The following is a 12,134-nucleotide window of genomic DNA, read 5'->3' as shown; positions in this document are numbered from 1 at the left end:
CAAAGCGACCTGCGGCCTGCGGGCGCAACTTCCAGCGCACTTATATCGAGCATCATTTCGAGTTACCATTGCGACCTTTAAATTTACCCGTTTATGCAGGAAGCAAACTTATGAGCAACAAGGCAGTTATCGTTTTCAGTGGTGGCCAGGACTCTACGACCTGTCTGATCCATGCGCTGACCCACTATGATGAAGTTCACTGCATTACCTTTGATTATGGTCAGCGTCACCACGCGGAAATTGAAGTTGCCCAGCAACTTTGCAAACAGCTTGGCGTGACCGTTCACAAGGTAATGGATGTCTCTCTGCTGAATGAACTGGCGATCAGCAGCCTGACCCGCGACAACATTCCCGTGCCGACCGTCAACAGCTCCGGAGAAAGTCTGCCGAGCACTTTCGTACCGGGAAGAAACATTCTGTTTTTGACCCTCGCGTCTATCTATGCGTATCAGGTTCAAGCCAGAACAGTCATTACCGGTGTTTGCGAAACCGACTTCTCGGGTTACCCGGATTGCCGCGATGAGTTCGTCAAGGCGTTGAACAACGCGCTTGAACTGGGCATGGATTACAAGTTACGTCTGGAAACGCCACTGATGTGGCTGAACAAAGCCGAAACCTGGGCACTGGCTGATTACCACAATCAACTGGACCTGATTCGTCATCAGACGCTGACCTGCTACAACGGTATAGCTGGAAGCGGATGCGGCGACTGTGACGCGTGCAATCTTCGCGCGAAAGGCCTCAACGAGTTCCTGGAGAACAAAGATCAGGTAACCAACAGTTTGAAATTGAAACTCAAACTAAAATAAGACACAAAAAAACGCTCGCCTGGGACAGTCCAAGCGAGCGCTTCTGCTATTCGATCAAACCTGGCTTCCCGTCAGATACTTCTTGAACAGCGACCGCGCCCCATAAGCGGGCATGATATTAAAGAAAGCAAAACCCACTTTGATCGCGATCTGCACATAGATCATGCTCAAGATCGCACTGTTCTCCATCGTTCCATAGAATGCGATGTAACAGAACAGAAAGCTGTCGATGATTACTGCAAACAATGTACTCAAGAATACTCGCAAGAACAGGAATCTGGAGTTGGTCAGTTCCTTGATCTTGCACAACAGATACGAGTTTATGTTTTCGGACACCAGAAACGATATCGAAGACGCTACCAGAACAGAAGACAATTGACTGATCACGTCATTGTAAGGCCCATCGAGCTTCCACCCCGGCAACCCCGGCAAATGGGTGGTGATCGCCAATAGAATGATAATCGCCGCATTGCTGATGAACGCAAAGAGAATTGCCCGGCGCGCCAACCGCAGACCAAAGGTCTCGTTCAACAAGTCAACGATCAGAAAGGTCAGCGGGTAAAGAAAGGTTCCCGGGGTCACGACAATGTCAAAGTAATCCAGATAGATCGGTTTAGTCGCCGCAATACTGGTGAAAATATAAAGCGTGAACAGCATCAGGTTCAGGATGATGTAGATCATCCACGAACTTTCATGACGATCATTGATTTCGTATGCCGTCAGCGCCCCACCCTGGGAGTAGAACTTCTTGTAGAGGTTTTTCACTTCGATTTTATTCAGATTATCCATAATCTCACTATTCAACACTTCACTCAGTTTTATTTTAATTATCTTGCCTGTCGCAATGACCATGATAACGGCCAGGCTTTTTCCATTTTCGAACCCCAGCAATTTGTACTTGCTGTTTTCCATTTCAACACTGCAATCCATTAAATCGTTCCTCGATTACATCTCCGATCACGCATATACGATCCGTATCAAAGTTGCCTTCATGGCTTATAGATAACTTCGCTGTGATTTTGTCATACACCAGTTTTTCCCTGTCGCTGGTCGATGCTCCTTTCTGCACGATCAACAGATCGCCGGGTTCGTTCATGCCACTGATTTCGTTTTCCAGAAGCACGCCAATCAGGTTAAAGGAAGCGCCAAAATAGTAAGTCAGTGGATGAATCGTGGCCAGTTCACCAATTCTTTTATCCAGACTTTGCAGCAGCATACTTTCCTTGATGACAGGCACCGCCGCCGGATTCATGTTCCCCTGCGGAGAAATACTGCTTTCGATTATTTCCTTCTCTTCAAAATCAATCGTTTCTATTTCCTCGTAAGACACGCCGAAAAAATCAGAAATCTTGCGTACAGTGGACTGCTGTACATTGACCACTTTGCCTTCAAGGATGTTGTAGATGGTGGTACGCGTCAAACCACTGGAGTGACACAAGGACAACTGCGTCTCCCCGCGACTCTTTATCAGGTATTTGATGTTGTTCTTCAGATTCTCCGATCTTTCTCTTCTGTGCATCACATGCTTATCATCCATTTTTAACTGCAATCAATGTCACGTCCCGAATGATCATTCCGGACATACACAAGTGAGGTAGGAAATTGCAGTTATATCCCTGTCAGTGCCGCGCAGGATCATAGCATTCTCCCTCCTTGGGTTCGGTATAAAAAGTCAGCTTCCACAGGCTGCTTCCGCCAACGTGCGGGGTCATTTCAGCCTCGGTAATGACTCGTCAGTTCCTTTCGGCGTCCACCCAAGGCCTGAAAATCGGCTCCGGGCAATGCGTGTTTTACACCCGACGCGACTACAAAAAGAATCATTTTCTTTGAAGAATGTTCATTTTTTTGATTAATTCTGTGGCGTTCCTCACTGAAAAATTTATGATGCGTCAATCCGGCGTCCCATTCTCGAGAGTGAAAGGACGAAAAAACGGGAGGCCTGTACAGGGTTTAGTTTTGCGCGCACAGCGGTCAAAACACGGATTCGCCTGTACAGATCCGGCAAGCAAGGACATGCGCAAATCTCGCAAAACCAGGGAAGGAATCAAGCAATGGCAGTCATTACTGAACCGCTCAAGAACCAGGCTGACATGTTGCGTCGTGGCCTGACGGATCTTCGCGCAGAAGATGCCGAACTGGCGGCCATTCTCGACGCGGAAATCACGCGTCAACAGCACACGCTTTCACTGGTCTCCTCCTCCTGCGCAGTTCAGCCGCGCACCTTGGCGGCCTGCGCTTCCGTGCTGGTCAACGTGACGGCAGAGGGCATGTCCGGCAAGCGCCACAGCGCAGGGTGCGAGAATGTCGAGCTGGTCGAGTCGCTGGCCATTCGCCGGGCCCGGCAACTGTTCGGCGCGCAATACGCCAACGTGCAACCACACTCAGCGTCGAACGCCATATACCAAGTCCTTACGGCCTTGCTGGAGCCTGGCGACACCTTGCTGGGTATGGCAGTGGAACACGGTGGTCATCTCACCCATGGCAGCCTCGCGGCGTTTTCGGGCGCCTACTACAAGGCGATCCAGTACGGCACGACATCCGACGGTCTTATTGATTACGACAAAGTGCGCCTGCTGGCGCTCGCCCATCGCCCACGCGTCATCCTCTGCGGCGCCACCGCCTATTCACGCGTAGTCGACTTCACGCGGTTTCGCGAAATTGCAGATGAAGCCGGGGCCATCCTGCTCGCCGACATTTCGCATATCGCCGGGCTTGTGGCCACCGGTCGGCATCCAGGTCCGATCGACGCTGCACATGTCACCGTCACCTGCACGCACAAGCAACTCGCCGGGCCTCGGGGTGGCGTGATCCTCAGCGGTGCTGATGCGAACACCAAGATTCCCGGCTTGAGAACCACCTTCAGTCGCCTGCTGGATGAAGCCGTTTACCCGCGAATGCAGGGTGCGCTCGCTGCCAACATGATCGCAGCGAAGGCTGCCGCGCTGGGTTACGCCATGTCGGCAGAATTCGACGTCTGCATGGCGCAGATCCGCAGTACTGCGGATGAAATGGCCCGCGCCTTCCAGGCACAGGATTACGAAGTGGTTGGCGGCTGCAGTGAAAACCATACGGTACTGGTTCGCTTGCGTGGCGACATCACGGGCGCTATCGCGGAGGCGGCACTGGGTCACTGCGGGATCATCGTAAATCGCCATCGCGTTCCCGGCGATCACCGCTCGACACTGGTGACGAGCGGACTGCGCATCGGCACGGGCGCTCTGGCGCAACGCCGGGTCGATGTCCACGGCAGCCGCCAGATCGTCGATTTGATAGTGCGGGTTCTGAATACGGTAGCGCCGCTCGGCGAACAGGATTACACACTGGAACCCCTGCTCCTCGCGCAGTTTCGCTCAGAGGTCGAAACCCTGTGCAGGGACTATCCTCTCGCCGATTATCAATAGCCGTCCAACATTTGCACTCATAAAAAAACCCGGCACTCAGGCCGGGTTTTGTTTTTCTGCATCAGCGCTTACTTGGCAGCACCTGCCGCAGGTACGGCCTGTTGCGCACCGCGCTTGTTCTTGATCACGTAGCAAACCCACATGAACACGACCCACACCGGAATCGCATACACCGAGATCTGAATGCCCGGGATCAGCAGCATCACGCCAAGGATGAACGCAACGAACGCCAGGCAGATGTAGTTACCGTACGGATACCACAGCGCCTTGAACAGCGGCGTCTGCTGGGTCTTGTTCATGTGCTGGCGGAACTTGAAGTGCGAGAAGCTGATCATCGCCCAGTTGATCACCAGCGTCGCAACCACCAGCGACATCAGCAGTTCCAGCGCGTGTTGCGGAATCAGGTAATTCAGCAGAACAGCCACCAGTGTCACCGCAGCGGAGGCCAGGATCGAACGCACCGGCACACCGCGCTTGTCGATTTTCGCCAGCGCTTTCGGCGCATCACCCTGCTCGGCCATGCCCAGCAGCATACGGCTGTTGCAATAGGTGCCGCTGTTATACACCGACAACGCAGCGGTCAGGACCACGAAGTTGAGGATGTGCGCGGCGGTGTTGCTGCCGAGCATCGAGAACACTTGCACGAACGGGCTGCCGCTGTACGAATCGCCAGACGCGTTAAGGGTTTCCAACAGGCTGTCCCATGGCGTCAGCGACAGCAGGATCACCAGTGCACCGATGTAGAAAATCAGGATTCGGTAGATCACCTGATTGATCGCTTTCGGGATCACGGTTTTCGGTTTGTCCGCTTCAGCGGCGGTGAAACCGAGCATTTCCAGACCGCCGAAGGAGAACATGATGATCGCCATGGCCATCACCAGACCGCTCACACCGTTCGGGAAGAAACCACCGTGCGACCACAGATTGCTCACCGAGGCTTGCGGGCCGCCGTTGCCGCTGACCAGCAGGTAGCTACCGAGCGCAATCATGCCGACGATCGCCACGACCTTGATGATCGCGAACCAGAACTCCGCCTCACCGAAGACTTTGACGTTGGCCAGGTTGATCGCGTTGATCAGCACGAAGAAAGCCGCTGCAGAAACCCAGGTCGGGATGTCCGGTGCCCAGTAGTGGATGTATTTGCCGACCGCGGTCAGCTCCGACATGCCCACCAGAATGTACAGGATCCAGCAGTTCCAACCGGACAGGAACCCGGCAAAGCCGCCCCAGTACTTGTGCGCGAAATGGCTGAAGGAACCGGCCACCGGCTCTTCGACAATCATCTCGCCCAACTGGCGCATGATCATGAAGGCGATGAAGCCGCAAATGGCGTAGCCGAGGATCATCGACGGGCCGGCGGATTTCAGTACCCCGGCCGAGCCGAGGAACAATCCGGTACCGATCGCGCCACCGAGGGCGATCAGTTGAATATGGCGATTTTTCAGGCCGCGTTTCAGCTCGCCTGATTGCGAGGGTTGTCCACTCATGAAAAAGGTCTCACGCAAGGTTTGATGGTGTTCAGTAGACGTTGCTGCAAGGTTGCGATTTCAGGCAGCCCCGATCAAACCCCAGCGCAGGCACCAGGAGTTCAGCTTATTTACAACGGTCATGCGTCACCTGTTTGTTTTTATCTGTGACGAAATCGAACCCGAAACGCTTGTGGCGCCACGGAGTGAACAAGGCGGATAGCCTTGAGATTTGCGCGATTACGCAGAGGGTCACAGTTAAAACGCGGCGCATTGTACACCGCTAACCCCCTGCTGCCAGACCCCGCTGGATCAGCGTGGCGGTTGCCGGGATTGCGTGTGTCCGCCTCGAGTCACTCGAGCGGCTGCAAAATTTGAGTCATGCCTTTGCAGGCCATCGGCGTGGACGAGGAAAAAATCGTCCCACGGAGAGAGATGGAGATCAGTCACGGCGTTCATTGCGCCTCCTTCTTGTTATGCACCTGCACGACAGGCATGAGGCGCATCTCACCCTGCAAACGGCGCTGAAACAAGCGCGCCAGAGCCTTGTCCGGCCCGCGGCGGTACAGGCTTCGGCAGCTTTTCCTTACAGCGATCATGACGGGTTGGTTTCACTCGGTTTTACCGGCTTTTTTGTAAATAATTCTTTACGATGCGTAACGCAGAGTTTCCATTTCAGAAATATCTGTCAGACGTCTGCAAATTGACGGTAGCTAGCTTGCTAATGAAACGTGCCGTTTAGTTTTTTGTTTTCAAATAAGAAAACTGCCGCCGAAAAACAGAATAAAAAGTCTATTTAAAAATTAAATGAATAATTTTTTGCATTACAAAAAACCCTGAACTAGGTTCTTCACGTCTTGCCGGCCACCTCGACCGGCCAGTCACAACCGTGAATGTCATCTAGGAGATCGACCATGCAAGCACTGGAAAAAGACTTGGATACCGAACTGCAACTGGACGAATGGTTTGAAGCACCGACCCACGAGGCGGCTGTAGAAATGATGCAAGCCGACGCGGTAGTTCCGTTCGGCACGGCGATGTGGCCTCTGTAAGACATCTCCGGGCAGGCACGATCCGGCCGGTCGTGCCTGCCGCTTTTTACACGGTCAGTCAGGGAGGATTCATGGATAAGCCCCGCGCGATCTCGCATTTCCTTTACTACCTCGAACACCACCCCGCCCTTGCCGGCATCGACTCGGCGAAGGTATTGCTCGGCCACACGGCTGATTACGAAGCGCTGACCGGCGCGATCGCCGAACAGGCAGGCGATCATCCTCGTTTCCAGTTCAGCACCCGACGTCTGGACCTGGACAGCACCGCAACGCTGACCTCGGCAATCACCGACAGCGATCTGTACATTTTCTTCTACGACTCTTCCACCTTGCCCAACCCACGCCCCGACGGCCCGGAGTTCGTGCGCGCGCTGCAAGCGGTGATGGCGGAGAACTGGAAGAAGTCGCTGCTGTTCAAGGATTACGGCGATTATTTCTATGACACCTTCAGCGTCACCCCGCAGCGGATTGCCGGACTGAACAGTCACCTGATCCAGCGTATGTCCCAGGCGACCACACTGAGTTTCAAGGACGATGACGGCTCATGGTTTGAAACGCCACTGAGCAGCATCAAGAAGTGGACCGATATCAACGGTGTCGGCAACTTTGACCTGGCCCCCGGCGAAATCGCTACGCACAGCGAGGCCATCAATGGCCATGTGAAATTCAAGGGCACGTTCCTCAGCACCATCCCGTTTGCGCGCAAGTACGGTGTGCTGGAATCACCACTGGAACTGTGGATCGAGAACTCGACCATCAGCCGCATCGCCACGGAGGTGCCGGGGCTGGAGCATGATTTCAACAAGTACCTGGACGCCAATCCGTCGAACCGGCGGATTGAGGAGTTGGGGATTGGCACCAATGAAGGCGTGAAGGATTTGTATGCGCGTAATGCCGGGTTTGAGGAGCGGCATTGTGGGCTGCATCTTGGGTTGGGCGGTGGCGCCAAGGGTAGTCATCACCTGGATCTGATCTTTTCCGGCGGGGTGTTGGCGCTGGATGACAAGCCGGTGTTTGATGGCCGGTTTGTGTTTTAGGACCGGCACCTGATCGTTCCCACGCTCCGCGTGGGAATGCAGCCTGGGACGCTCCGCGTCCCTCTAGAGGCGAACGCGGAGCGTCCGTTGAGGCATTCCCACGCAGAGCGTGGGAACGATCGGTGTACGCCAGACGAAAAAAAAAGCCAACCCTGAGGTTGGCGTTTTTGCTTTGGCTTGAAGCTTGCCGCTAGAAGCTCGCAGCTGCCTTATTCCGGCTTCTTGCGACCAAACCCCGGACGCTGACCGGAACCGGCCGGTGCGCCACGACGCTTGCCCGACGGCTTGTCACCGTCAACCAGTTTGATCCCCGGACGCTTCGGCGCAGGTTTGGCCGGGCGCTTGTTGGTGGTGTCCGCTGGACGATCCGCCACAGGCGTGCCACGACCGGCAGGTGCACCACGCTCGCCACGCTCAGTGCGACCGTTGGCCGGACTCGGAGTGCGTTCGCCGTCACGGGCTACTGGCTTGCGACCTGGACGCTCGCCTTCGATCTGCGGTTCACGGCTTGGGCGCGGACCGGTCGGCGCGCCAGCGGCTGGACGCAGCGTACGAACGCGCTCGGTCTTGGCCATCGGCCGCGACGATTTGCGCTGCATGCGCTCAAGCTTGTCTTTGCTCTTGGCGTTCAGTTGCGGCATCGCTACCGGCGTCAGGCCGACTTCAGCACTGAGGATGTCGACTTCGTACTGGCTCATTTCGCGCCAGCGCCCCATCGGCAGGTCGGAGTTGAGGAACACCGGACCGAAACGCACGCGCTTCAGACGGCTGACCACCAGACCCTGCGATTCCCACAGACGACGAACCTCACGGTTACGGCCTTCCATCACCACGCAGTGATACCAGTGGTTGAAGCCTTCACCGCCTGGCGCCTGCTTGATGTCGGTGAACTTCGCCGGGCCGTCTTCCAGCACGACGCCGGCCTTCAGGCGCTCGATCATCTCGTCGTCGACTTCACCGCGTACGCGCACGGCGTACTCACGGTCCATCTCGTAGGACGGGTGCATCAGACGGTTGGCCAGCTCACCGTCGGTGGTGAACATCAGCAGACCGGTGGTGTTGATGTCGAGACGACCGATGTTGATCCAGCGACCTTCTTTCGGACGCGGCAGCTTGTCGAACACGGTCGGACGGCCTTCCGGGTCGTCACGGGTGCAGATCTCGCCATCGGGTTTGTTGTACATGATCACGCGGCGGACCGATTCGGCCGCTTCTTCGCGCTTGATCACCTTGCCATCAATGGTGATGGCGTCGTGCATGTCGACGCGCAGACCGAGGGTGGCGTCTTTGCCATTGACCTTGATCCGGCCCTGGCTGATCCAGGATTCCACGTCACGGCGCGAGCCGACGCCGATACGGGCGAGGACTTTCTGCAGCTTTTCGCCTGCTGGGCCGATTTCCTGGTCGTCTTTCTGAATGATGTCGCTCATCTGGGCACCTCCCGGTGTGGTCTGTTCAAGCGCTCTGAATTGGACGCCTGAAGCATTGAAATCTGGGTTCTCGGCCGAAGGGATCGGCGGAGGGTCGCGAATCATACGCGGATGTGCGCCATCGCGCATCAGAGACTAGCTGATCGATCGACAGTTATTTCTTTTTCCGCCGACCGGCACCGCCGAGTTTGATCAGGCGTAGCGCGGCTTCGGCCAGTACGCTGCGCTTGTCGTCCTTGTCGAGTTTCTTCCAGGCTTTGATTTCGCGCTTGCTGCGGCCGCAGCCGAGACAGATGTCGTCGGTGAATTTGCAGAGGCTGATGCACGGGTCTTTTGTTGAACTCATACCTACTCCAGAAACACACAAATCCCCTGTAGGAGTGAGCCTGCTCGCGATAGCGGTGTATCTGCCAAGAAGATGTCGACTGACACACCGCAATCGCGAGCAGGCTCACTCCTACAGGGGTTTGCGGTGTTCTTGGGATCGGATCAGTCCTCGAACTCGCGGCGTTCGGCTTCGATGGCTTCGGCCAAGGCGCGGGCTTCGGCTTCTTCTTCGCTCAGCTCGGGTTCTGGCGCGGGTTGTTCGAGCGCGGCGACGGCGGCCAACAGCTTTTCGCGGGCTTCGGCGACGCCAAGAATGTCCTCTTCCGGTTCGGCTTCTGGCTCGGCTTCAAGTTCAACTTCAATCGCTGGCTCAGCGACTTCGGTTTCAGGCTCGGTCGTCGGCGCGTCACTGTCGCCCGCCTCACGATCCGCCGCATCTCGCAGCAAATCGTCGAAGTCGGTCTTGATCCCCTCCTCCATGCTGTCCAGCTCCAGCAGCAAGGTATGGAAACTGGTCTCTTCCTTCTCCTCTTCCGGCTCGGCGCTGGCGTCGGCCAACTCCTGCAAACCCTGCGGCACCGGAGCGTCGTCGAAATCGAGCACCGGGTCGGTTTCCATTTCGCGCAATTCGGCCAGCGGCGGCAGGTCTTCGAGGTTCTTCAGGTTGAAGTGATCGAGAAACATCTTGGTGGTGGCAAACATCGCCGGTTTGCCCGGCACATCGCGGTAACCAACAACACGAATCCACTCGCGCTCCAGCAAGGTCTTGACGATATTGCTGTTCACCGCCACGCCACGCACGTCTTCGATCTCGCCACGGGTGATCGGCTGACGGTAGGCAATCAGCGCGATGGTTTCGAGCAAGGCGCGGGAGTAACGCTGCGGGCGCTCTTCCCACAAGCGGCCGACCCACGGCGAAAACTTTTCGCGGATCTGCAAGCGATAGCCCGATGAGACTTCCTTGAGCTCGAAAGCACGGCCCTCGCAGGACTTGCCCAGCAGGGTCAGGGCTTTCTTGAAGACCGCAGGCTCGGGCCGTTCGCCTTCTTCAAACAGTTCAAACAGGCGCTCAAGGGATTGCGGCTTTCCCGAGGCCAACAGAAAGGCTTCAAGCAGGGGGGCCAGCTCGCGGGGTTCAGTCAGGTTCATGTTTCGACTCGTTATTCGGCTCGGGCTCGCACGTGGATCGCGGCGAACGGCTCATTCTGCACCAGCTCGACCAAGGATTCCTTGACCAGTTCAAGGATCGCCATAAAGGTCACCACCACACCCAGCCGCCCTTCTTCGGCGGTGAACAGCTCGACGAACGGCACAAAACCGCCGCCCTTGAGCCGTTCCAGCACATCGCTCATGCGCTCGCGGGTGGACAGCGCCTCGCGGCTGACCTGGTGGCTTTCAAACATATCGCCACGGCGCAGCACTTCGGCCATGCACATCAAAATCTCTTCCAGCGCCACATCCGGCAACAGCTTGCGCGCCCGGGCTTCCGGGGCGTCGAGCTTGGGCACGATCACATCGCGGCCAACCCGGCTCAAGCCGTCGATGCCTTCGGCGGCCGCCTTGAAACGCTCGTACTCCTGCAAGCGGCGGATCAGTTCGGCACGCGGGTCGTCTTCTTCGTCTTCGACGGTTTCAGCGCGCGGCAGAAGCATGCGCGACTTGATCTCGGCGAGCATCGCGGCCATCACCAGATACTCGGCGGCCAGCTCCAGACGCACCGACTGCATCAACTCGACATAACCCATGTACTGGCGGGTGATTTCCGCCACCGGGATATCGAGGATGTTGATGTTCTGTTTGCGGATCAGGTAAAGCAGCAGGTCGAGCGGGCCTTCGAAGGCCTCAAGGAAGACTTCCAGCGCATCCGGCGGGATGTACAGGTCCAGCGGCATTTCCATGACCGCCTGGCCATAGACCATGGCGAACGGCAGTTCCTGCTGAGCGCCGGCCTGGGGATCGACAACGGTTTCCACTGCGGACATTCAGGCCTCGACCATGAACGGCGCGGGGTCGCCGCAACCGACGCGGATCACTTCCGGGTCGTCGCCGGTCAGGTCGATCACGGTGGAGGCTTTGATGCCGCCGAAACCGCCGTCGATGATCAAGTCCACTTGGTGTTCAAGCAGTTGGCGCATTTCGTAAGGATCGCTGAGCGGGTCTTCGTCGCCGGGCATGATCAGGGTCACGCTCATCAGCGGCTCGCCGAGCTCGGCCAGCAATGCCAGCGCGATCGGATGACTCGGCACGCGCAGGCCGATGGTGCGCTTCTTCGGATGCAGCAACAGACGCGGCACTTCGCGGGTGGCGTTGAGAATAAAGGTGTAAGGCCCCGGCAGATGCGCCTTGAGAATGCGGAAAGTGCCGGTGTCGATCTTCGCGTAGTTGCCCAGTTGCGACAGGTCGCTGCAGATCAGCGCGAAGTTGTGCTTTTCATCGAGTTGACGCAAACGGCGCACGCGCTCGATGGCGGTCTTGTCGCCGATCTGGCAGCCGATGGCGTAGGAAGAATCCGTGGGATAAACCACCACCCCGCCTTTGCGGATGATTTCGACCGCCTGTTTTATCAGGCGCGCTTGTGGGTTTTCCGGATGTATCTGGAAAAATTGACTCAC

At 56.6% G+C, this 12,134-nt stretch carries 12 protein-coding genes; 4 read left to right on the top strand and 8 right to left on the bottom strand.

The features are described 5' to 3' along the window. The first annotated feature begins 110 nt into the window (after nucleotides 1-110). On the top strand, nucleotides 111-809 hold the full coding sequence (gene queC / locus AC0ZWN_RS19560; protein WP_257357585.1) for a 7-cyano-7-deazaguanine synthase QueC: 699 nt from the start codon (nucleotides 111-113) through the stop codon (nucleotides 807-809). Nucleotides 810-863: 54 nt separating this feature from the next. On the opposite strand, the gene AC0ZWN_RS19555 is transcribed toward queC, so the two are convergent. Both AC0ZWN_RS19555 and AC0ZWN_RS19550 read right to left on the bottom strand, forming a co-directional pair. Then, entirely contained in the window at nucleotides 864-1,739 is an 876-nt protein-coding gene (locus AC0ZWN_RS19555; RefSeq protein ID WP_093439557.1) for a queuosine precursor transporter, read from the bottom strand. After that, entirely contained in the window at nucleotides 1,723-2,328 is a 606-nt protein-coding gene (locus AC0ZWN_RS19550; protein WP_476336191.1) for a helix-turn-helix transcriptional regulator, read from the bottom strand. Before AC0ZWN_RS19550 ends, AC0ZWN_RS19555 begins: the two co-directional genes overlap by 17 nt. A gap of 532 nt (nucleotides 2,329-2,860) precedes the next feature. On the opposite strand from AC0ZWN_RS19550, the gene AC0ZWN_RS19545 reads away from it, so the two are divergent. After that, on the top strand, nucleotides 2,861-4,210 hold the full coding sequence (locus AC0ZWN_RS19545) for a serine hydroxymethyltransferase (RefSeq protein ID WP_476336180.1): 1,350 nt from the start codon (nucleotides 2,861-2,863) through the stop codon (nucleotides 4,208-4,210). A 68-nt stretch (nucleotides 4,211-4,278) separates the two neighbouring features. Here AC0ZWN_RS19545 and AC0ZWN_RS19540 read toward each other — a convergent pair whose 3' ends face one another. Then, nucleotides 4,279-5,697: an amino acid permease gene (locus AC0ZWN_RS19540; RefSeq protein WP_476336178.1), complete on the bottom strand. Its 1,419-nt coding sequence runs from the start codon at nucleotides 5,695-5,697 to the stop codon at nucleotides 4,279-4,281. Nucleotides 5,698-6,590: 893 nt separating this feature from the next. On the opposite strand from AC0ZWN_RS19540, the gene AC0ZWN_RS19535 reads away from it, so the two are divergent. Both AC0ZWN_RS19535 and AC0ZWN_RS19530 read left to right on the top strand, forming a co-directional pair. Then, complete coding sequence (locus AC0ZWN_RS19535) at nucleotides 6,591-6,728, top strand: hypothetical protein (protein WP_003222780.1); 138 nt, start codon at nucleotides 6,591-6,593, stop codon at nucleotides 6,726-6,728. Nucleotides 6,729-6,799: 71 nt separating this feature from the next. Beyond that, nucleotides 6,800-7,765, top strand: a complete 966-nt coding sequence (locus AC0ZWN_RS19530; RefSeq protein WP_476336177.1) for a M29 family metallopeptidase — start codon at nucleotides 6,800-6,802, stop codon at nucleotides 7,763-7,765. A gap of 209 nt (nucleotides 7,766-7,974) precedes the next feature. On the opposite strand, the gene rluB is transcribed toward AC0ZWN_RS19530, so the two are convergent. From rluB to AC0ZWN_RS19505, 5 genes are all read right to left on the bottom strand, one after another. Beyond that, the gene (gene rluB / locus AC0ZWN_RS19525) at nucleotides 7,975-9,195 is read right to left on the bottom strand and encodes a 23S rRNA pseudouridine(2605) synthase RluB (RefSeq protein ID WP_476336175.1); all 1,221 of its coding nucleotides are present in this window, start codon (nucleotides 9,193-9,195) and stop codon (nucleotides 7,975-7,977) included. A gap of 154 nt (nucleotides 9,196-9,349) precedes the next feature. Beyond that, the gene (locus AC0ZWN_RS19520; protein WP_034153249.1) at nucleotides 9,350-9,541 is read right to left on the bottom strand and encodes a DUF1289 domain-containing protein; all 192 of its coding nucleotides are present in this window, start codon (nucleotides 9,539-9,541) and stop codon (nucleotides 9,350-9,352) included. Nucleotides 9,542-9,684: 143 nt separating this feature from the next. Beyond that, nucleotides 9,685-10,671 carry an SMC-Scp complex subunit ScpB gene (gene scpB / locus AC0ZWN_RS19515; protein ID WP_476336174.1) on the bottom strand — a complete coding sequence of 329 codons (987 nt, stop codon included), beginning with the start codon at nucleotides 10,669-10,671 and terminating at the stop codon, nucleotides 9,685-9,687. An 11-nt stretch (nucleotides 10,672-10,682) separates the two neighbouring features. Further along, nucleotides 10,683-11,381, bottom strand: coding sequence for a segregation and condensation protein A (locus AC0ZWN_RS19510; RefSeq protein WP_172828192.1), 699 nt, complete (start codon nucleotides 11,379-11,381; stop codon nucleotides 10,683-10,685). Between the two features lie 123 nt (nucleotides 11,382-11,504). After that, nucleotides 11,505-12,134, bottom strand: coding sequence for an L-threonylcarbamoyladenylate synthase (locus AC0ZWN_RS19505; RefSeq protein WP_093440143.1), 630 nt, complete (start codon nucleotides 12,132-12,134; stop codon nucleotides 11,505-11,507).

The sequence above is a fragment of the Pseudomonas sp. 3B-A001-10F genome, assembly GCF_056313565.1.
This window is presented reverse-complemented; position numbering and strand designations above follow the sequence as displayed.